Source organism: Polaribacter sp. HaHaR_3_91, from assembly GCF_019278525.1.
GTDB lineage: Bacteria > Bacteroidota > Bacteroidia > Flavobacteriales > Flavobacteriaceae > Polaribacter.
Genome location: NZ_CP058986.1, coordinates 3,241,792 through 3,262,243, shown reverse-complemented (window position 1 = coordinate 3,262,243; position 20,452 = coordinate 3,241,792). Strand labels below are relative to the sequence as shown.

At 30.9% G+C, this 20,452-nt stretch carries 18 protein-coding genes; 12 read left to right on the top strand and 6 right to left on the bottom strand.

Features of this window, described 5'->3' with window-relative positions; all coding sequences use genetic code 11:
• The first annotated feature begins 107 nt into the window (after nucleotides 1-107).
• From H0I27_RS13795 to H0I27_RS13750, 10 genes are all read left to right on the top strand, one after another.
• On the top strand, nucleotides 108-359 hold the full coding sequence (locus tag H0I27_RS13795; protein WP_218731207.1) for a hypothetical protein: 252 nt from the start codon (nucleotides 108-110) through the stop codon (nucleotides 357-359).
• 384 nt (nucleotides 360-743) lie between these two features.
• Nucleotides 744-2,135 carry an anthranilate synthase component I family protein gene (locus H0I27_RS13790; protein WP_218731206.1) on the top strand — a complete coding sequence of 464 codons (1,392 nt, stop codon included), beginning with the start codon at nucleotides 744-746 and terminating at the stop codon, nucleotides 2,133-2,135.
• Between the two features lie 259 nt (nucleotides 2,136-2,394).
• Nucleotides 2,395-2,973 (top strand): aminodeoxychorismate/anthranilate synthase component II, encoded by a 579-nt coding sequence (locus H0I27_RS13785; protein ID WP_218731205.1) that lies wholly within the window; start codon nucleotides 2,395-2,397, stop codon nucleotides 2,971-2,973.
• A gap of 91 nt (nucleotides 2,974-3,064) precedes the next feature.
• Nucleotides 3,065-4,054, top strand: coding sequence for an anthranilate phosphoribosyltransferase (gene trpD, locus H0I27_RS13780; protein ID WP_218731204.1), 990 nt, complete (start codon nucleotides 3,065-3,067; stop codon nucleotides 4,052-4,054).
• Nucleotides 4,055-4,294: 240 nt separating this feature from the next.
• On the top strand, nucleotides 4,295-5,083 hold the full coding sequence (trpC, locus tag H0I27_RS13775; protein WP_218731203.1) for an indole-3-glycerol phosphate synthase TrpC: 789 nt from the start codon (nucleotides 4,295-4,297) through the stop codon (nucleotides 5,081-5,083).
• Nucleotides 5,084-5,085: 2 nt separating this feature from the next.
• Nucleotides 5,086-5,781: a phosphoribosylanthranilate isomerase gene (locus tag H0I27_RS13770; protein ID WP_218731202.1), complete on the top strand. Its 696-nt coding sequence runs from the start codon at nucleotides 5,086-5,088 to the stop codon at nucleotides 5,779-5,781.
• Between the two features lie 80 nt (nucleotides 5,782-5,861).
• Nucleotides 5,862-7,046: a tryptophan synthase subunit beta gene (trpB, locus tag H0I27_RS13765; RefSeq protein WP_218731201.1), complete on the top strand. Its 1,185-nt coding sequence runs from the start codon at nucleotides 5,862-5,864 to the stop codon at nucleotides 7,044-7,046.
• On the top strand, nucleotides 7,046-7,837 hold the full coding sequence (locus H0I27_RS13760; protein ID WP_218731200.1) for a DUF3050 domain-containing protein: 792 nt from the start codon (nucleotides 7,046-7,048) through the stop codon (nucleotides 7,835-7,837). The genes trpB and H0I27_RS13760 overlap by 1 nt, the downstream gene beginning before the upstream one ends.
• Nucleotides 7,834-8,598 carry a tryptophan synthase subunit alpha gene (trpA, locus tag H0I27_RS13755; protein ID WP_218731199.1) on the top strand — a complete coding sequence of 255 codons (765 nt, stop codon included), beginning with the start codon at nucleotides 7,834-7,836 and terminating at the stop codon, nucleotides 8,596-8,598. The genes H0I27_RS13760 and trpA overlap by 4 nt, the downstream gene beginning before the upstream one ends.
• Nucleotides 8,599-8,685: 87 nt before the next feature.
• Entirely contained in the window at nucleotides 8,686-11,853 is a 3,168-nt protein-coding gene (locus H0I27_RS13750) for a S41 family peptidase (protein ID WP_218731198.1), read from the top strand.
• Nucleotides 11,854-11,924: 71 nt separating this feature from the next.
• Here the strand turns inward: H0I27_RS13750 and H0I27_RS17770 are convergent, their stop codons facing one another.
• Nucleotides 11,925-12,764 (bottom strand): FKBP-type peptidyl-prolyl cis-trans isomerase, encoded by an 840-nt coding sequence (locus tag H0I27_RS17770; protein WP_368407320.1) that lies wholly within the window; start codon nucleotides 12,762-12,764, stop codon nucleotides 11,925-11,927.
• A 113-nt stretch (nucleotides 12,765-12,877) separates the two neighbouring features.
• Between H0I27_RS17770 and H0I27_RS17765 the strand changes: the two genes are divergently transcribed.
• Both H0I27_RS17765 and H0I27_RS13735 read left to right on the top strand, forming a co-directional pair.
• Nucleotides 12,878-12,994 carry a CDGSH iron-sulfur domain-containing protein gene (locus H0I27_RS17765; protein ID WP_218733904.1) on the top strand — a complete coding sequence of 39 codons (117 nt, stop codon included), beginning with the start codon at nucleotides 12,878-12,880 and terminating at the stop codon, nucleotides 12,992-12,994.
• 172 nt (nucleotides 12,995-13,166) lie between these two features.
• Nucleotides 13,167-15,383 carry an FUSC family membrane protein gene (locus tag H0I27_RS13735; protein WP_218731197.1) on the top strand — a complete coding sequence of 739 codons (2,217 nt, stop codon included), beginning with the start codon at nucleotides 13,167-13,169 and terminating at the stop codon, nucleotides 15,381-15,383.
• 37 nt (nucleotides 15,384-15,420) lie between these two features.
• Here the strand turns inward: H0I27_RS13735 and H0I27_RS13730 are convergent, their stop codons facing one another.
• The 5 genes from H0I27_RS13730 to H0I27_RS13710 are packed head-to-tail and all read right to left on the bottom strand — an operon-like array spanning nucleotide 15,421 to nucleotide 20,423.
• Nucleotides 15,421-17,037, bottom strand: coding sequence for an amidohydrolase (locus H0I27_RS13730; protein WP_218731196.1), 1,617 nt, complete (start codon nucleotides 17,035-17,037; stop codon nucleotides 15,421-15,423).
• A 17-nt stretch (nucleotides 17,038-17,054) separates the two neighbouring features.
• Nucleotides 17,055-17,417 (bottom strand): MauE/DoxX family redox-associated membrane protein, encoded by a 363-nt coding sequence (locus tag H0I27_RS13725; RefSeq protein ID WP_218731195.1) that lies wholly within the window; start codon nucleotides 17,415-17,417, stop codon nucleotides 17,055-17,057.
• Between the two features lie 4 nt (nucleotides 17,418-17,421).
• Complete coding sequence (locus tag H0I27_RS13720) at nucleotides 17,422-18,855, bottom strand: M20/M25/M40 family metallo-hydrolase (RefSeq protein ID WP_218731194.1); 1,434 nt, start codon at nucleotides 18,853-18,855, stop codon at nucleotides 17,422-17,424.
• Nucleotides 18,856-18,904: 49 nt separating this feature from the next.
• A complete protein-coding gene (locus tag H0I27_RS13715) occupies nucleotides 18,905-19,717 on the bottom strand; it encodes a hypothetical protein (protein WP_218731193.1) in 813 nt (270 codons plus the stop codon).
• Nucleotides 19,707-20,423: a hypothetical protein gene (locus tag H0I27_RS13710; protein ID WP_218731192.1), complete on the bottom strand. Its 717-nt coding sequence runs from the start codon at nucleotides 20,421-20,423 to the stop codon at nucleotides 19,707-19,709. The genes H0I27_RS13715 and H0I27_RS13710 overlap by 11 nt, the downstream gene beginning before the upstream one ends.
• Nucleotides 20,424-20,452 lie beyond the last annotated feature (29 nt).

The window sequence follows — 20,452 nt, the reverse complement described above, 5'->3', positions numbered from 1 at the left end:
AAGTACCACAACCATTATTTTAAACACTCGATAAGAAAGCTGTAAGAGACTGAATTCCATATTTATTTTAAAATTCCATATATTTGTAGTACTTAAACCTTTACGTTATGGATTTAGCTGCAAGAAAAAATATATTTAAAGAACGTTTCGATCAAATAAAAGACATCGATTTAATTCAGCGTTTTGAAGAATTTTTAGAGTTGCAACTATCTAATAAAAAAAATGTGGCTTATACAGTTCAAGGAGAAGCTTTAACCAAAGAAATGTATGTAGAGAAGGTGCAGAGTACTTTGAAATCTGTAAAAAACGGAAACTTTACCACTGTAGAATATTTAGAAAAAGAATCAAAAAGCTGGTAGAAGTATTCGATTCTTATCGAAATCCTATTGAAAAAAGAAGGTAAGCTAGAAAGAATTTTTTACAAAAGAAATCCGCTCTTTTTGGTTAAATCCAAAATAAATCAAACTAAAGGTTGCTTGTTTAAAAAATCTATCTTACTTTTGTTAAACAATGAAAAATAATACAATAAATACAGGTTGGTGGAACTCTCTTATATAATAAGTGAGAAAAAACCTATATGTATACAACATAAAATTTAAAAAGGCTTATCTCACGATAAGCCTTTTTTTTATGATGATTTTTTAAATCATCCAAAGTTAAAAAGAATAGACAAATGTCCCCTCGAGTGCAGTCGAGAGGTTCCAAAATAAGTCTCGACTGCGCTCGACCAGATAAAAAGTAAAATGAAAAAATTACAGTTTAAAACAATTCACAAAACAAAGATTGCAGATACCGTTACGCCGGTAGGTTTGTACCTGCGTTTTAGAGACAAATACGCTAACACTTTGTTGTTAGAAAGTTCAGATTATCATAGTAAAGAAGAAAGTTTCTCTTTTATTGCCGTGGAGCCAATTGTTTCTATGAAAGTAGATAATTATCAGTTTTCTGTTTCTCACAAAGGAACACAACTAGATGAACAACCTATCAATAAAAACTTTTATGAGTTATTCGATAAATTCACCAATTCTATAGAATTAGAGTGTCCTGACGAATTAAAATCATTCAACGGATTGTACGGGTATACTACTTTTGATTCTGTTCAGTATTTTGAGAATATTCAATTTACTAACAAAAAAGCACCTTCTGCAATTCCAGAAATGCAGTACAGTTTTTACCGTTTTATTATTGCCATCAATCATTTTAATGATGAAATGACATTGATAGAAAATATAGAAGAAGGTACAGAATCTCGTATTAAAGAAGTTCAAACTATTATCGATGCACAAGCATTTAATACGCAGAAATTCGAAATTGTAGGCGAAGAAACTTCCAATGTTACAGGCGAAGAATTTAAAGACTATGTAAGAAAAGCAAAATCGCATTGTAAAAGAGGCGATGTTTTTCAACTAGTATTATCACGCCAATTTCAACAAAAATTTAAAGGAGACGAATTCAATGTGTATAGAGCATTGCGTTCTATAAATCCGTCGCCATATTTATTTTATTTCGATTACGGATCTTTCAAATTAATGGGCTCTTCACCAGAAGCACAAATTAAAATTTCTGGAGGTAGAGCCACTATCAACCCTATTGCAGGTACGTTTAGAAGAACGGGAGATATGGCAGAAGACATTAAGTTGGGTAAAAAATTATCCGAAGATAAAAAGGAAACGGCAGAACACGTAATGTTGGTAGATTTAGCACGTAACGATTTAAGCAAACATGCCGATAAAGTTACGGTAGAGGTTTTTAAAGAAGTACAGTATTTTAGCCATGTAATTCACTTGGTTTCTACGGTTAGAGGTAAGATTAAAGGAAACCCAATAGAAATTGTTGGAGACACTTTTCCTGCCGGAACTTTAAGTGGAGCGCCAAAGTACAAAGCAATGGAGCTGATCGATAAATATGAAAATCAAACCCGTGGTTTTTATGGTGGAGCAGTCGGAATTATCGGTTTAGATGGTTCTGTAAATTTAGCGATTGCCATTCGTTCTTTTGTGAGTAAGAACAACGTTTTGTACTCGCAAGCAGGCGCAGGAATCGTTATTCATTCCGATGAAGAAAAGGAATTACAAGAAGTAAATAATAAATTAGCAGCGTTAAATAAAGCGTTAATTTTAGCAGAAAACATATAAAGTATCCAGCAAGGTTTTCAAAACCTTGTAGGCATAAAATAAAAAGAGATTGATTTTAATTTGGGCGTTTTAACGGGCTTTCATTACTCGCTTTTTTTGAGAAAAACAAAAAAGAGCTCAAACAGACCATTCAATCCCTAACGCGAAATTGAGTATTAAGTCATTACGAGGAGTTTTTCCGACGAAGTAATCTCTTAATTAATAAACAGATTGCCACAGCAAATGAAAAATTTGCTTCGCAATGACAATTAGAAAAAACATGAAAATATTAATTTTAGATAATTACGATTCGTTTACCTACAATTTGGTACACATGGTAGAAAAAATTACAGGAAACTTTCCTGCGGTTTTTAGAAATGACGAAATCAGTATTGCAGATGTAGGTACGTATGATATCATTATGTTATCTCCAGGTCCAGGAATTCCGGATGAAGCAGGAATCTTAAAAGAAGTCATTAAAACATACGCAGGCATAAAACCAATATTCGGAGTTTGTTTAGGTTTGCAAGCAATTACAGAAGTTTTTGGTGGCAAAATCATCAATTTAGACGATGTTTTTCACGGAGTTGCTACAGAGATGAAAGTAACAGATAAAAACGCGACTATTTTTAAAGATGTTCCAGAAACATTTATGGCGGCACGTTATCATTCTTGGGCAGCAACAGACGAAGGTTTTCCAGAAGAAATACAAGTAACAGCAAGAGATGAAGATGGTTTAATTCAGGCAATTGAGCACAAAATATTTCCAATTTCTGCGGTTCAGTTTCACCCAGAATCTATTTTAACAGACGTTGGTGAGCAGTTGGTTACAAATTTTATAAATAGTGTAAAAAAGTAATGTCATTACGAGAGAAACGAAGTAATCTCATTTTTAATTAAAAGATTGCCACATCAAATTATCATTTGATTCGCAATGACAAGTAAGAATTATGAAAGCAATTTTAAACAAATTATATAATCACGAAAGATTGTCTAAATCTGAAGCAAAACAAATCTTAAAAGATATTGCTGCAGAGAAATACAATGATGCTCATTTAGCATCATTTATGACTGTTTTTATGATGCGCCCAATTACCGCAAATGAACTTGCTGGTTTTAGAGATGCGTTAATGGAATTGGCTATAAGAGTAGATTTATCAGATTATAATACCATAGATATTGTTGGTACTGGTGGTGATGGAAAAGATACCTTCAATATATCAACCTTAACTTCTTTTATTGTTGCAGGAACAGGACAAAAAGTAGCAAAACACGGTAATTATTCTGTGTCTTCTCAATCTGGTTCTTCAGATATGTTAGAAAGTTTTGGGTACAATTTTACCAATGATGTAAGTGTTTTAAGAGAACATCTAGAAAAGGCAAATATTTGTTTTTTACATGCGCCTAAATTTCATCCAGCAATGAAAGCTGTAAGTGGAACAAGAAAAGCGTTGGCGTTAAAAACGTTCTTTAATATGTTAGGTCCTTTGGTAAACCCAAGTTCGCCAAAAAACCACATGCTAGGGACTTTTAATTTGGAAGTTGCACGTTTGTACAATTATATTTTACAAGAAGAAGACATCAATTATGGTATTATTCACGCGTTAGATGGTTATGATGAAATTTCGTTAACAAGCGGATTTAAGTTCTTCACGAAGTATGGAGAACAAATTATAAATCCAGAAGATTTAGGGCAGAAAAGAATTCAGCAATCAGAAATATTTGGAGGAAATTCTGTTGCAGATGCAGCTACCATTTTTAAATCTATTATAGGAGGAAACGGAACGGAAGCTCAGAATAACGTAGTGTTAACAAATGCAGCTTTTGCTTTAACTATTGTAGATGATACCAAGTCTTTTGAAACTGCTTTTGCAGAAGCTAAAGATTCGTTATTTGGATTGAAAGCAAAACAAACATTAGAGAAGTTAGTGAGTTTATAATTAGAACGTCATTACTAATGAGGTTACGAGTGAAGTAATCTGTTTATAAAAAGAGATTGCTTCGTTCCTCGCAATGACAGAAGTAAAATAAATAGTAATAAATAAAACGTCATTCCGAAGATTATTGAAATTAAAATATTTTTTAATTGAAGATACTCAAACGAAGTTTGTGACTGAAGGAATCTTGTAATTTGAATTAACAGATTGCTTCGTACCTCGCAATGACAGAATATATAAGAAATGACAATTTTAGATAAAATAATAGCATTTAAAAAGAAGGAAATTGCTAAGATAAAAGCAGAAGTTCCTGTTCAGAATTTAGTGAAAAGTCCTAGTTTTGGAAGAACAACTTTTTCATTAAAAAAATCTTTGTTAGAAGTTGGTTCTACCGGAATTATTGCAGAGTTTAAACGTCAATCTCCATCAAAAGGAATCATTAACGACCAAGCAACTATTGCAGAGGTTACCAATGGGTATTTAGATGCCAATGTAGCGGCACAATCAATCTTAACAGATACTTCATTTTTTGGAGGAACGATGGCAGATTTAATGGAAGCAAGAATCATTAATCAACAAAAACCTATTCTTAGAAAAGATTTTATTGTTGATGGATTTCAAATTGTAGAAGCAAAAGCCATTGGCGCCGATGTCATTTTATTAATTGCTTCTTGTTTGACTGCTACAGAACTAAAAAACTACGGAAATCTAGCGGCAGATTTAGGGTTAGAGGTTTTGTATGAAATTCATACCCAAGAAGATTTAGATAAAATTAACGATTTAGATAATAAGATTATCGGTATTAATAATAGAAATCTAAATACTTTTGAAGTAGATTTAGAACATTCGATTAAATTGGCTGGTCAAATTCCTGATACTTGTTTAAAGGTTTCAGAAAGCGGAATTTCTGATCCAAAGATAATTACAGGATTGAAAGAATTTGGTTTTCAAGGTTTTTTAATAGGAGAAAACTTTATGAAAACAGACAACCCGGGAGAAGCTTGTTTAGAATTTATCAATCAAATTAGATAAATATGAAACTGAAAGTTTGCGGAATGAAATTCACCGAAAATATCCAACAAGTTGCAGCGTTGCAACCTGATTATTTGGGCTTTATTTTCTATGAAAAATCAAAAAGAAATTTTGAAGGAATTATTCCAGAATTTTCTAATTCGATAAAAAAAACGGGTGTTTTTGTAAATGAATATATAGAGATTGTTATTTCTTTAGTTGAAGAATATAGATTAGAAGCTATTCAGTTACACGGAGATGAATCTGTTGAATATGTTATCAATTTAAAAAAGCAATTAGCAGAAAATAGAGTTTTGTTTATTGAAGAAAACAAGACGATAAAAAAGCAAAAAAACAAACACTACATTTCTAAAAATGAAGTTGAGGTTATTAAAGTATTCGGAATTAAAGACGAATTTAATTTTGATGTTTTGAAGCCTTATTTAGAAGTTGTAGATTTCTTTCTGTTTGATACTAAAGGTAAAGAAAGAGGCGGAAACGGAACAAAATTTGATTGGTCTGTTTTAGAAAAATATCCTTTTGAAAAACCTTTCTTTTTAAGTGGAGGAATCGGTTTAGAAGATGTAGAAGAAGTACAAAAAATATTGAAATCTAATTTACCAATTTACGCTTTAGATGTAAATAGTAAATTTGAAAGTAAACCAGGAGTTAAGAAAATAGAAGAGTTAGAAAAATTTAAAAATAAAATATCTAGGTAATTGTGTAAAAGTTGAATTGTGTAAAAAAGCACATCAACAATTACACGATTAAACAAATAAACAATTACACAATTTAAGATATGAAATCAAAATTTCACCCAGACAAAAATGGTTATTACGGACAATTTGGAGGTGCTTTTATCCCAGAATTGTTATATCCGAATGTAAAGGAGTTAGAAGATAATTACCTTCAAATTTTAGAATCGGAAGAGTTTCAAGAAGAATATAAATCCTTATTAAAAGATTACGTTGGTCGCCCAAGTCCGTTGTATTTGGCAAAACGTTTGTCAGAAAAATACGGTGCTTTTATTTATTTAAAACGAGAAGATTTAAACCATACAGGAGCACATAAAGTAAACAATACGATTGGTCAGATTTTGGTTGCTAAGAAATTAGGGAAAACTAAGATTATAGCAGAAACAGGTGCAGGGCAACATGGTGTCGCTACCGCTACAGTTTGTGCTTTAATGGGCTTAGAGTGTACTGTTTTTATGGGAGAAAAAGACATTGAGCGTCAAGCGCCAAATGTTGCACGTATGAAAATGTTGGGTGCAAAAGTAATTCCTGCTTTAAGCGGAAGTAGAACTTTAAAAGACGCAACAAATGAAGCGATAAGGTATTGGATTCAGCATCCAGAAACGTTTTACTTAATTGGTTCTGTAGTTGGTCCGCATCCGTACCCAGATATGGTTGCACGTTTACAAGCAGTAATTTCAGAAGAAATGAAATGGCAGCTAAAAGAGAAAACAGGTAAAGAAAATCCGGATACAATTATAGCTTGTGTTGGTGGAGGATCTAATGCTGCTGGGGCTTTTTATCACTATATGGATGATGAAGAGGTAGAACTAATAGCAGTAGAGGCTTCTGGTTTAGGAGTTAATTCTGGTGAAAGTGCTGCCACTTCTCAATTAGGACAAGTAGGAATTATTCATGGTTCTAAAACCATTTTAATGCAAGATGAATACGGACAAATTGTTGAACCTTATTCTATTTCAGCAGGTTTAGATTATCCGGGAGTTGGCCCTTTACATGCGTTTTTATACGAAAGTAAAAGAGCTAAGTTTATGGATGCTACAGATAAAGAAGCATTGGCAGCAGCATATGAATTAACTAGAATTGAGGGAATTATTCCTGCCTTAGAAAGTGCGCATGCTTTGGCTGTTTTATCAAAAATTAAATTTAAAAAGGACCAAGTTGTGGTGGTTAATTTATCGGGTAGAGGAGATAAAGATTTAGAAACGTTTATCAATCATTTAGAAGAATAATGAGTTCTAAAATAGCACATATTGAAAGTGAGTTGGTGTCTTTAAGAGAAGATTTAAAGAACCATCAACTTTATAAAAAGTTAAATTCTATAGAAGATATAAAAACTTTTATGGAAGCACATGTTTTTGCCGTTTGGGATTTTATGTCGCTTTTAAAAGCATTGCAAATCAACTTAACAACGGTTTCAATTCCTTGGATTCCGAAGAAGAACACCAACTTAGTTCGTTTTATCAACGAAATTACGTTGGCAGAAGAAAGTGACGTTAATAAAGATGGTGTTTTAAAAAGTCATTATGAAATGTATTTAGATGCAATGCAAGAAATGAATGCAGATTGCTCTAAAATAGCAGGTTTTATTGATGAAATTTCTAAAGGTGAAGACGTTGTAAAATCGATTGAAAAATTATCGATTCATAAGAGTATAAAAGACTTTGTTGCGTATACTTTTAAAATAATTGATACTAAAGAAGATCATAAAATTGCAGCAGCTTTTACATTTGGTAGAGAAGATATTATACCAGATATGTTTTTAAAAATTGTTGGTGAAACAACTTTAAAAAGTAATAAAAAGTTTGATAATTTTATCTATTATTTAGAAAGACATATTGAGTTAGATGGAGATGAACACGGACCTTTATCATTACAAATGATTGAGGAATTATGTGGTAATGACGATAAGAAATGGCAAGAAGTTTTAGAGGTTGCTAAAGAATCTTTGCAAGTAAGAATTAATTTGTGGAGTGCTGTAGAAGAAGAATTAAAAAGTAAAAACGAACCAATTTTAGCATGAAAAAATTAGAAACAATCTTTCAGGAAAAGAAAAATTTATTATCGATTTATTTTACTTGTGGTTATCCTAAATTAGATGATACTACTAAGGTAATTACTGCATTAGAAAAAAGTGGTGTAGATTTTATAGAAGTTGGTTTACCATATTCAGATCCTTTAGCAGATGGTCCTACGATACAAGAAAGTAGCCAAAAAGCATTAGAAAACGGAATTAATTTAGACATTATATTCGATCAATTAATGACGATTAAAGACACTAATAAAACACCTTTAGTTTTAATGGGGTATTTAAATCAGATGATTAAATATGGTGAGGATAAGTTTTGTCAGAAAGTAGTAGATTGTGGTATAGAAACGGTTATTCTTCCAGATTTACCAATGGTAGAGTTTGAAAATCATTATAAAGCATTGTTTGAAAAATACGGAATTACAAGTGTATTTTTAATTACTCCGCATACATCCGAAGAAAGAATTAGAAAAATAGATGCGTATTCTAAAGCGTTTATTTATGTAGTTGCTTCTGCTTCTATTACCGGTGCAAAAGGCGATATATCTAATCAACAAATTGCATATTTCGAAAGAATTAAAAACATGAACTTGCAAAGTAATTTAATTGTTGGTTTTGGTATTTCTGATAAACAAACTTTTACAACTGCTTGTAAATATTCAAACGGAACCATTATTGGTTCTGCATTTATAAAGAACTTAGGAGAAAATGGTATTGATAAAATTGATGATTTTATTAAACCTATAATAAGTTAAGAAACTCTTAAATATTTCTTAAAGAGTATTTAAAAAAACGTTATAAACTTAATAAAGTTTAATTTGGTCATTAAAACCTCAGTAATAATGATTAAAAAGACTTTATTTTTTTATGCAGTTCTATTTAGTACAACTGTTTTAATTGCTCAAAGCACCTTAATAAGAATGCCATCTATAAGCCCAGACGCTTCTAAGATGGCATTTAGTTTTGATGGTGATATTTGGGTTCTCGATTTAAAAACAAATCAGCCTAAAAGGCTAACAATTCATCAAGCTTATGAGACCAGTCCTACATGGAATTCAGAAAGTAATCAGTTAGTTTTTACTTCTAATAGAAGAGGAAATACAAACATTTTTAAAACAGGTTTAAACGGAGGAATCCCTAAACAATTAACCTACTATCCTACAACAGATACACCGAGTCAGTGGAATGCTGATGGAGAAATTATATTTTCAAGTAATAGAATTTATAAAGGAACAGAAAGAGAAACATCAATTTATAAAATTAACGAAAACGGAGAAACTCCTAATCGTTTTATGACTGCTTTAGGTAGTCAGGCTTCTATATCGCCTAACGGTAATTTAGTTGCTTTTGTAAAAGGAACTTGTAGAATTTCTAGAGAAGATTATAACGGTCCTGCACAAAGAGATATTTGGATTTATAATATAAAGACCCAAGAATATCATCAAATTACTACAAGTAACAAAAACGATCATTCTCCGTTTTGGGATGCGCAAAGCAATTTGTTTTATATAGGTGCAGAAAGCGGTAGATATAATATTTATAAAACTTTATTAAATACAAACGGTAGCAAAAATGGTACAGAAAATAAGTTAACAGATTTAAAAGTTAATGGTGTTTTATCTTACTCTGTAAGTAACAATGGTACTATTATTTACAACAGCGGATTAGATGTTTTTAAAATAGAAAATGGATCAACATCAAAAATAAACCTAAACTTAGCAACAGATAATAGATTTGAGTTAGAAGAAACAGAGACGGTTTCTAGCGGAATTAAAGATTTAAATGTTTCGCCAAACGGAAAATTAATAGCGTTAAGTATTAACGGAGAAATTTTTGTGAAAGAAAATAATAAGGATAAAAAGAAAACAAATAATGTTAGTAATAATCCTTTTAAAGATGATAATCCTTTTTGGATAGACGATAATACATTAGGTTTTTTATCAGATAGAAACGGTCAAAATGAGCTATATAAAGTTGTTTCTACAGATGATAAAGTAAACTTAAGTAGAAGCCTAAAAACGAAAGTTACAAAACTAACAAAAAGTAAAATTGATGTTTTTGAACCATTAGTTTCGCCAAACGGAAAGAAAATTTCTTATAGAATTGGTAGAGGACAATTGGTAATTGCAGATTTAAAAGAGGGTAAAATAGTTAACGTTAAAAGTTATTCAGATACATGGGCAGCAGCAGAAGGTGTAGCCTGGAGCCCGGACAGTAAGTACATTGCATATTCTCAAGATGATTTAAATTTTGATAGTGAAATCTATATTCAATCTATAGAAAATCCATCTAAAAAGATAAATGTTTCTATGCATCCTAGGTCAGATTCTTCTCCGGCTTGGAGTCCAGACGGAAAAAAACTTTCTTTTGTTTCTAATAGAGCAGGAGATAGAGGAGGTATTAATTACGATACTTGGATGATTTGGTTACAAAAATCTGATTGGGAAAAAACCAAAACAGATTTTGAAGAAGGAGATTATTACAGTTCTAAAGAAGATGTTAAAAGCAAGGATGAAAAGAAAGTTGTTGATGTAAAAATTGATGAAGATAAAATTTACGACAGACTTGTACAGTTAACAAATTGGGCAGGTAATGAAAGCGGAAGATTTTTTAGTGCAGATAGTAAGAGTATTTATATTGCAGCTTTAGATGCAACAACAGGTGAAAGTGGTTTGTATAAATTAGACTTAAAAGGAGGCAAACCAAAATTAGTTAAAGGTGTTGGTGGTTTACGCGGTTATAGTTTACATAAGGATAATTTATATTATGCTGCAGAAGGAAAGTTAAAATCTTTAAACTTAAAATCTGATAAAGTTTTATCATTTTCTCATTCAGCTACCTATACAACAAACTTTAGTAAACTAAATGAACAAGTTTTTGAAGAAGGTGTTAGGGCAATTACTGCAGGTTTTTATGATCCTAAGTTTCATGGATATAATTGGGATAAAATTGTAGAAAGATACCGACCAATGGTTTTAGCAGCCGAAAGTAAACATGACTATTCTTTTATGTTTAACAATATGTTAGGGCAGTTAAATGCAAGTCATATGGGATATAGAGGTAAAACGCCAGAAAAAGTTTCTAATGATAATATTGGTTTATTAGGTTTGGATGTTTCTAATGTAAAAAAAGGAGTGAAAATAAACTTTATCTTACCAAACTCTACAGCAACAAAAAACAATGTTTCTTTGCAAAAAGGAGATGTTATTACCACTGTAAATGGAGTAGAAATTAAAGAAAATACTAACTTTTATAGTTTGTTAAAAAATACTTCTGAAAATGAAATCTTATTAAATCTAGCTGATAAAAGAGAAATTGTGGTAAGAACAGAATCTACGAGAACGATTAGTAATTTACGTTATGAAGAATGGATAAACTCTAGAAAAAAGTTAGTAGATGAATATTCTAACGGACAATTAGGATATATTCATATACAAGGAATGAATTTACCAAGTTTTGAGCGTTTTGAAAGAGAGTTAAAAGCAAGTGGTTATGGTAAAAAAGGAATTGTAATAGATGTTAGAAATAATGGTGGAGGTTGGACTACAGACCGTTTAATGGCTGTTTTAACAGTGCAACAACATTCTTACACTGTACCAAGAGGAGCAACTGATAATTTACAAAGAGATAACAAAAATTTCTCTGGCAATTATCCTTTTAACGAAAGAGCTTTATTGGCTGTAAATACAAAGCCTTTAGTTGCTTTAACAAATGAAAGCAGTTATTCTAATGCAGAAATTTTTGCACACGCATTTAAAAGTTTTAAGTTAGGTAAAGTAGTAGGGCAACCAACCTTTGGAGCTGTAATTTCTACAGGTTCTCAAAGATTGCAAGATGGTTCTATTAGAATGCCTTATAGAGCTTGGTATGTTAAAGAATCTGGTATGAATATGGAAAACGGACCTGCAGTACCAGATATTTTAGTACAAAATAAACCGGGATGGAAAGCAAGGGGAGAAGATGATCAGTTAAAGAAAGCTGTAGAGGTTTTATTGCAAGATTTAAATTAGTGAATAAATAATAAGCATAAAAAAAGCGAAACTTAATAAGTTTCGCTTTTTTTTGTAGTTTAAAAACTAGTCTAGTTATTAACGCTAATTAATTTTACATCAAAGGCTAAAGGAGTATAACCAGGAATAGCGCCACTTCCGTACTGTCCATAACCCAAAGTATAAGGGACTAAAAGAATGCCTTCTCCACCTTCTTTAAAGTATGTAATGCCTTCTGTCCAACCAGCAATTACTTGACTTAAATTAAAGTCTATTCCAGACACAGTGCTTTCATCAAAAGTCTCTCCGTTTAAAAAAGTTCCTTTGTAAGAAACAGTTACGTTAGAAGTACTTGTTGGTTGTGCTCCTGTTCCTTCTGTATTTATAACGTAATATAAACCAGACTCTGTTTTTATAGCATCTAAATCGTTGTCATCAATATATTTTAAAATAGCAACTTCATTTTGTGCCTCATAACTATCATGAACAGCTAAAACTTCTATTTCAAAAACTAAAACAGTTCCACAAGGAATAGATCCAGTAGAGTTTCCAGATTCTCCAAAAGCTAATTCAGAAGGAATAATTAAAGTTCCACTTCCTCCTTCTTTAAATAGTTGAATTCCTTCACTTAATCCTGGGATTAATGTGCTTAAATTTAGAGCGATAGATTCACTTTCTGCATTACCAGTTCCGTCTAAAAAATATGTTTTATATTTAACATCTACAATAGAATTTTCAGTTGGAGTTTCTCCTGTACCTTCATTGTTTACAGTATAATATAAGCCAGATTCAGTCTTTGTAGTTATTAAGTCTTTACTCTCAATATATTCAACAATGTCTTCATCTGTTTGAGGTGTACAAGTAGTTTCATCATCGCTAATACAAGAGGTAAAAAGAATTACTGATAAAAAAAGTGTTAAGTAGGATTTCATTTTATAGTTTTAAAATTTCGGGCTAATATAAAATAATTAAAAATCATTATAAATTAAAATTTTATAAACTATTCCTGAAATTTTGTTATATTATTCACTAAAATAAATAAGGAATTACCAAAAGAGCTAAAAATAGATCTCTATCAGTAGAATTAGAAGGAGGGAACTATGCATGGTGTACTTGTGGTTTGTCTGAAAATAAACATTTATGTGATGGTTTTCATAAATAATAATGTTACTCTTAAATAATTAGGATCGACAATTATTTTATGTTTTACAAACCTTTTTTTATATTGATGTTAAGTTCTCAAGTGTTTTTACTTCACTTATTTTTTTGTTTTAATTCCCTTTAATTATTAGTGTTAGAAAGAAAACTTCTTAAATTTGAATATTAATTTGATTATGGTTAAAAATTTAATTAGATATTTTAAGGGCATTTATTTTATTAAAGCATTTTTAGTTGCTTTAGCCATGGTAATTGCTGTAATTGTCTCTGTATATTTTTTCGATAGTTTTGATGTAGGGTTTAGTGTTGCTTTAGGCGCTATTTTATGTGCACCATCAGATGTCTCAGGTAGTGTGAAACATAAGTTTTATGGAATGTTAGCGTCTCTAATTTTAGCTTTCTCTATCACATTTTTAATTGGTTATTTTAACAATTACCTTCCTGTTTTAGTTCCTTTACTAATCATTTTAGTCTTTTTAATTTCTTATATTTCTGTATTTGGTTTTAGGGCTTCTTTAATTTCCTTATCCGGTTTAATTGCTTTGGTTTTGGCTTTTGGACATCAAAGCACAGAAATTAGTATTTTAGAACATTCATTATTTATTGTCTTAGGAGGTGTTTGGTATTTAGTTTTAGCAATTTCAACACAATTGTTATTACCTAGAGTTCAGGCGGACTTTTTATTTGTTGAATTGTTGGAGAAAACAGCAGAATTTATAAAAATAAGAGGAAAACTGTTAGCGGAAGAAAATGATAGAACAAGTCTCTTAAAGGAAAACTTTAAATTGCAAACAGCTATTAATGAACTTCAAGAGAATATTCGGGAAGTTGTTTTAGAAAAAAGATTCAATTCCGGGTTTAGTAATAGAACAAGACGTCAGCAATTAATTTTTTCTAAAATTATTGAAATCTATGAGCTTGCTATTTCAAATGCCATTGATTATGACAAATTCGATACTTTATTTAAAGAGCACCACGAGAAAGTAGATGAGTTTAAACTTTTAATTTTTGAAGTTTCAGATAAACTAAATCACATTTCAAAAGTTATTCTAAAGGAAGAAAAACTTACGTATAAAAATAATTTTAAGGTTTTAATAAAAAAAATAGAAAATCATATTCAAATTTATAAAGTAGATATTGGCTTGCCAGAATCTAGAGAAGGAGTAATTTTTCTATTAAATTATAAAGCGTATCAAGAAAAACAAATTAGTAATTTAATGGATATCGTTAGAATTTTAGATAACTATTCTAAAAACGATAAAATTAGAGCTATTAAAGACGCGGAACAGTTTTTAACGCCTCAAGATTATGATGTTAAAAAACTAAAAGCAAATTTCACTTTTAAGTCACCTATCTTTAGACATTCTTTACGATTAACGCTTACCATGCTTATTGGTTTTGCTATTGGTTTTGTTATAGAAATGCAGCAATCTTATTGGATTTTGTTAACGATAGTCGTTATAATGAGACCTAGTTATGGTTTAACTAAAGAAAGAACAAAGAACAGGGTAGTAGGTACGTTAATAGGAGCAGCTGTAGGAGTTGGAATTATTTTTTTAACTCAAAATCCAGTAATTTATGCTGTAATAGCTGCCGTTTCTTTAATAATAGGTTTTTCTTTAGTGAAGGAAAATTATAGAAATGCAGCAGCTTTTATTACGCTATATGTTATTTTTATGTATGCTTTAATTCACCCTAATATTTTAACGGTTATTCAGTTTAGGGTGATTGATACTCTTATTGGTTCTATGCTAGCATACGTTGCAAATTATCTTTTTTGGCCTGCTTGGGAAGCTAAAAATATTAAGGAAGTTTTATCGAAATCAATTGAAGGTTTTTCAGAGTTTTTAAAACAAATAGCTATTTTTTATCACGAGAAAGGAGAAGTGCCTACTGTATATGCTTTGGCCAGAAAAGAAGCCTTTTTACAAGTAGGAAACTTAAATGCGGCGTATCAAAGATTAGCACAAGAACCAAAATCTAGACAAGAAAATATTGCAGTATTTTATGAACTTATAACCATAATTAATACGTATTTGTCTTCTCTTTCTTCTTTAGGGATGTATATTAGAACGAATGAAACAGGTAAGGTGCCCGAACAATTTGAAGTTTATATTAAGCACATTTTATCCAATTTAGAAATAGCGATGGAACTCTTAAATAATTCGGAATCTACCATTTGTTTGGATACAGAAGAGTTAGGTTTTGCTGCCAAGAACTATGATGATTATTTTCAAAGTTTATCAAACCAAAGAGACAAAGAAATAGCAAAGGGATTGCCTATTACAAAAGAAATGAGATCTCAATTACACGAAACACAAATGGTCTCTGAACAGGTTAGGTGGTTGTTAAGCTTGTCTGAAAGTTTGATAAAAAACATTAAGAAAGTTTAGTCTTTTATCAAACTTATATTCAATTTAGAAAGTGTTTTTAATAAACTTTTTCACCATTTAAGAAAGTAGAAACGGCCTTTGTATTCGGTATATTATTGCCTTTAACCTTCATAATATCTTGATTTAGAATTACAAAATCTGCAAATTTACCAACTTCAATAGAACCTTTTTCGTCTTCTTCAAAATTAGAATAAGCTGCCCAAATGGTCATTCCTTTTAAAGTTTCTTCTCTGGTTAAGGCATTTTCCATCTGAAAACCATTTTCAGGATAATTGTTGAGGTCTTTTCTGATAGTAGCAGCGTAAAACGTTAAATATGGATTTACTTGCTCTACTGGAAAATCGGTGCCCAAAGCAATTTTTCCATATGTATTTAATAAGTCTTTAAAAGCATAAGCACCTTTTATTCGCTCTTTTCCGATTCTATCTTTTGCCCAATACATATCTGAAGTTGCATGCGTTGGTTGTACAGAAGGTAATATATTATCAAAGTTTTTAAAATCATCAGGAGCAATAATTTGTGCATGTTCTATTCTCCAACGTCTGTCTTTTTCATCTTTTAAAACTTCTTTATAGGTTTTTAAAAGCCAAGTATTTGCAGAATCTCCAATAGCGTGCGTGTTCATTTGAAAATTGGATGCAGCAATTTGTCTTGCAATTTCTTGATATCTCTCTGGGCTATAAATTAAGGCACCAAAATGGTTTTCTCTATCAGAATATGGTATGCGCATTGCAGCTCCTCTAGAACCTAAAGCGCCGTCTCCATACACTTTAAAAGAACGAACGTTTAATCTGTCAGTTTTTACAATGCCGTTGTTAATATAATAATCTATTTCTTGTTGATTATCGCCAGAAACCATTGCATAAATACGCATTTTTAAATTTCCAACTTGTTGTAAACTATCAATTAGTTCAATTGTTTTTTTGTTGATTCCTGCATCATCCACTGTGGTTAATCCATAAGAAAAAGAAATTTTTTGAGCATCTAATAATCCTTGAATTGCTTCTTGATTTGTAGTTTCTGGAAACTTAATAAAATCCATGGCAGCATCAATTAAGACTCCAGTTAATTCGCCATCTTTCAAAATAATTTCTCCACCAGAAACTTTGGTGTCTTTTGTTATCTCAGATAAGTTTAATGCAGCTTGATTTACTAACAAGGCATGTCCATCAACCCTACCAACTGCAACAGGAGTTGTTGGAAATAATTGATCTAATTTTTCTTTAGTAGGAAACTCTTTTACTTCCCAATCGTTTTGATCCCATCCACGACCCGTAATAAAAGTGACGTTTTTTTCTTTTTGAAAATCGACAATCTTCTCTAAAACTTCATCGTAACTTTTAGTGCCTTCTAGAGATACTTTTTGTTGCTGTAATCCCATTCTGAAAAAATGACAATGAGCATCAATTAAACCAGGTACAATTGTTTGATTTTTTGCATCAACTATATTTTTAGATTGATATTTTTCTTGAATTTCTTTCGAAGTTCCTACAGCAATAAACTTTCCACCCTTTATAGCAAAAGCTTCTGCTTTGTCAAAATTATTATTAACAGTATAAGCATTTGAATTGATAACAATTAAATCTGCTTGCTGTTTGTTATTACAAGAAAGCAGTGCAATTGATATGGTGAAAAAGAAAAGAAGTTGTTTCATTTTGGTTTATTCTAGGTTTATGAATTTAGATAAATAAGGTATGATAAATACATCAATAAAAATTGTAACGGAATTCTAATAATAGCTATTTTTTTAGATCCAATAGCAGGTCTTTCTTTAGTAACGTCCCAAATATGAATGGGAAGAAAAAGAACCATCAGCATAAAAATACCTATTGCAGCATATTTTACGGTTGATGGAAAAAATAAGCCTAAGCCTAAACAGAATTCAATAATCCCTGCAATATAATTTACCAATCGTTTCGGTAAAAAATCGGGGATAAAGTGTTTAAAAATATCCGGTTTTATAACGTGCATAATTCCTGCGAAGCAGAATAAAATACCGAAAAATATTTTTAAAATTAGAATGAAAATGTCCATGGAATTACGGTTTTACCGGAGTATTGTTATATAAATATTTATCCATTAGATAAATAATGCTTGCCATTGAGGCACTACCTAACTCTAACTCGCGTTTGTTTACTTTGTCAAAAGTATCTGTACTTGTATGGTGATAATCAAAATAACGTTGAGAATCGGGTCTGTAACCAACCAAGGTTACATTTTCTGCTTTAAGCGGACTAATATCTGCACCAGAACCGCCTTTGTCTAAATCGTGTAAACCATAAGGCGATAATAGTTTTTTCCAGCTTTGTAATAATTTTGTATTAACAGTATTAGCATCAATAGAAAAACCTCTAGGTGTATGTCCGCCACCATCAGATTCTAAAGCTCCAATATGGTTTTCTTTGTTTAGTTTTGCTAATTCAGCATATTTTTTAGCACCTTTTGTTCCGTTTTCTTCATTCATAAAAAAGACAACTCGTAAGGTGTTTTTAGGCTTAATGTTATTTTTTTTAAATAAGTAAGCAACTTCTAAAGATTGTACAATTCCTGTACCATCATCATGTGCGCCTTCTGCTAAATCCCAAGAATCTAAATGCCCACCAACAACAAAAACATTTTCTGGAGTTTCAGAACCTTTAATTTCTCCAACAACATTAAAAGAAGGAGCGTCTGGTAAAGTTTCGCAATTTTGTTTAAGGTAGAATTTTAAATTAGGATTTGCTTTTAAATCATCACTTAAAATATTTGCAGCTCTAGAGCTTATTGCAGCAGTAGGTATGTGTTTTTCTTTAGGTAAATCTCCATAACTCATGGTTCCTGTATGCGGATAGTCATCAACAGCATTGGTCATAGAACGTACAATTACACCTTTTGCACCAAAGTTTCCACAAACAGCAGCTCCTTTAACACGTTGGTCTACACAACCTCCATATGCTTCAAAGGTTTTTATTAAAGTATTATCAAACGGACGATTAAAAAAAATGATTTTACCTTTCATTTTATCGCCTAAAGCTGTTGCTTCTTCTAAACTTTTTACTTCTATAACTTCTGCTAAAACACCTTCTTTAGAAGTTGCAATAGAAAAGCCTAAAGCACAAATAGGCACATTTTTTTGAACACCGTTTATTGCATAATTAGCAACTTCCTTTTCGCCACGAACCCAATGAGGCACCATAACAGGTTGTAGCCAAACAGAATCTAAACCAACTTCTTTCATTAATCCTTCTCCCCAAATAACGGCCTTTTCAGCTTCTGGAGAACCGGACAAACGACCACCAATATTCTGAGTTAAATCTCGTAACCATTCATAAGATTTACCTTCTGTTAAAGCAGTGTTGAATAGTGTTTTTATTTTAGTGGAATCAATTTTTTCTTCTGCAGAAAATTGGGTATTGTCTATTGGTTTTTCTTGTTTTTGATTACAAGAAATTAGTAAGATTGATGATAAGAATAGGAGTAGTAATTTTTTCATGTTGGGTAGTTTATTTGATTCTATAAAGCTACAAAAATGAAATGACTATTTATTTAATTTGAAAATGAATATGATCATCATGTCTAACGGCACCACAACCATGAAATCTAATTTTAGAATTACGGAGGTTTAACCTATTTTTAAGATGAGGTTCTATAAAAATTTTACTAATCGCATCTTCTTTTAATATTTGTATAATAAGGTTTTTGGTTGCTTTTTCTGATATTTTTAAATCTGAGTGGAAGCTGCCAAACGTAAAATACTGAGTAAAGTCATATTGCCAAAACCCTTTTTTCTTACAAATATTGGTTTGATTATTTTCATTATTTTTTGGAGCTACAAAGATTCCGTAGCCACTATTAGACGGTTTCGCATTTGTATTTATACCTTTTTCGGTTTGATATATAAATGATATGTCAATCTTTTTACCATCATTATGACTTAAATGTGGGAGCAGTGGAAAGCCATTAAAAAAAGGGAAATTTGCATCTAAATAAATAACTTTTAGAGAAGGCGATTCTTTTTTTATTTTTAAAGAAATATTTGTCAATACTTTTTGCATTTTAGGCGTTACATAATTTCTATTAAAGAGTTTAGTTAGAAAATTATGTGCTTCTAAGTTTTTGTTGTTTTCAATTTTAATGCGTCCAAATAATGGTGCAACTTTTGGAACAATTAAAAAGGATGCTGTTAAATATAAAGTGATGAAAAAGAATGTTCTTTTCAATTTATATTTTGATACTTTATTAGAAATCAGTAAAAATGGAATTATATATAAAAAGCCTCCAATTTGAGTTGCTACAGTTAGAAATATGAAAATTAATAAATGTAGAATTCCTTTAAAAAAATAGTTATTTCTCATTTAGAATTTTACGAGCCTCAGAAAGTATGCTTCTATGTTTTTTTACATTTGCGTTGGTCATTGCGTTTATTTCTGTAATAACTTCAGTTAAAATCTCTTTAGCTGCCTCTTTTTTGTTATTCCTAATTAAGAATTTAGAGAGTTCAAGTCTTTCATCGTAATGAGAGTAACGGATATCAATTTTTCTCAATTGAATTTCTGCCAATTCTAGTTCTCCTTTTTGTTCTAAAGCTAAGCCGTAAAAAAAGAGCGTTTCTTTAAAGTTTTTTTGAAGGTCTAATTTGGGAGCATATGCAATAACCTTGTCGTATTCTTGAATATTATAATAACAAATAATAAGTTTGTTTATGGTGTGAGGGTCGTCTTTAAAGTTGCTTTCTAGCGCATTTTCATAGTGTTCAATTGCGTTGTGGTACTCTTTGTTTTGTGCATACGCATCGGCTAAATTAATCTTGTTTTGAAATGTGTTAGAAAATTTTAAAGCTGTTTCTAACTCCTTAATCTTTTTTGTAGGATTAATTATAGTCGTTATTTCTTCTGTAATATGAGTAACGTCTCCTTTGCTGATTACCTGTGTTAAAAGATAAATAATGCAACCAATTACCGGAATAAAGAATATGATAAAATACCAATACATATTGTTTCTATTCTTATAGGCGTGGTATGCACAATAAATTTGAAGTCCAATAACTAAGTAATATAACATAAAATTAATTTGGTAAAAAGGTTGCTTTT

Excerpts from the sequence above, each read along its gene's own strand:
- H0I27_RS13795 (WP_218731207.1), top strand. The coding sequence starts at position 108 with ATGGATTTAGCTGCAAGAAAAAATATATTTAAAGAACGTTTCGATCAA.
- H0I27_RS13790 (WP_218731206.1), top strand. The coding sequence starts at position 744 with ATGAAAAAATTACAGTTTAAAACAATTCACAAAACAAAGATTGCAGAT.
- H0I27_RS13785 (WP_218731205.1), top strand. The coding sequence starts at position 2,395 with ATGAAAATATTAATTTTAGATAATTACGATTCGTTTACCTACAATTTG.
- trpD (WP_218731204.1), top strand. The coding sequence starts at position 3,065 with ATGAAAGCAATTTTAAACAAATTATATAATCACGAAAGATTGTCTAAA.
- trpC (WP_218731203.1), top strand. The coding sequence starts at position 4,295 with ATGACAATTTTAGATAAAATAATAGCATTTAAAAAGAAGGAAATTGCT.
- H0I27_RS13770 (WP_218731202.1), top strand. The coding sequence starts at position 5,086 with ATGAAACTGAAAGTTTGCGGAATGAAATTCACCGAAAATATCCAACAA.
- trpB (WP_218731201.1), top strand. The coding sequence starts at position 5,862 with ATGAAATCAAAATTTCACCCAGACAAAAATGGTTATTACGGACAATTT.
- H0I27_RS13760 (WP_218731200.1), top strand. The coding sequence starts at position 7,046 with ATGAGTTCTAAAATAGCACATATTGAAAGTGAGTTGGTGTCTTTAAGA.
- trpA (WP_218731199.1), top strand. The coding sequence starts at position 7,834 with ATGAAAAAATTAGAAACAATCTTTCAGGAAAAGAAAAATTTATTATCG.
- H0I27_RS13750 (WP_218731198.1), top strand. The coding sequence starts at position 8,686 with ATGATTAAAAAGACTTTATTTTTTTATGCAGTTCTATTTAGTACAACT.
- H0I27_RS17770 (WP_368407320.1), bottom strand. The coding sequence starts at position 12,764 with ATGAAATCCTACTTAACACTTTTTTTATCAGTAATTCTTTTTACCTCT.
- H0I27_RS13735 (WP_218731197.1), top strand. The coding sequence starts at position 13,167 with ATGGTTAAAAATTTAATTAGATATTTTAAGGGCATTTATTTTATTAAA.
- H0I27_RS13730 (WP_218731196.1), bottom strand. The coding sequence starts at position 17,037 with ATGAAACAACTTCTTTTCTTTTTCACCATATCAATTGCACTGCTTTCT.
- H0I27_RS13725 (WP_218731195.1), bottom strand. The coding sequence starts at position 17,417 with ATGGACATTTTCATTCTAATTTTAAAAATATTTTTCGGTATTTTATTC.
- H0I27_RS13720 (WP_218731194.1), bottom strand. The coding sequence starts at position 18,855 with ATGAAAAAATTACTACTCCTATTCTTATCATCAATCTTACTAATTTCT.
- H0I27_RS13715 (WP_218731193.1), bottom strand. The coding sequence starts at position 19,717 with ATGAGAAATAACTATTTTTTTAAAGGAATTCTACATTTATTAATTTTC.
- H0I27_RS13710 (WP_218731192.1), bottom strand. The coding sequence starts at position 20,423 with ATGTTATATTACTTAGTTATTGGACTTCAAATTTATTGTGCATACCAC.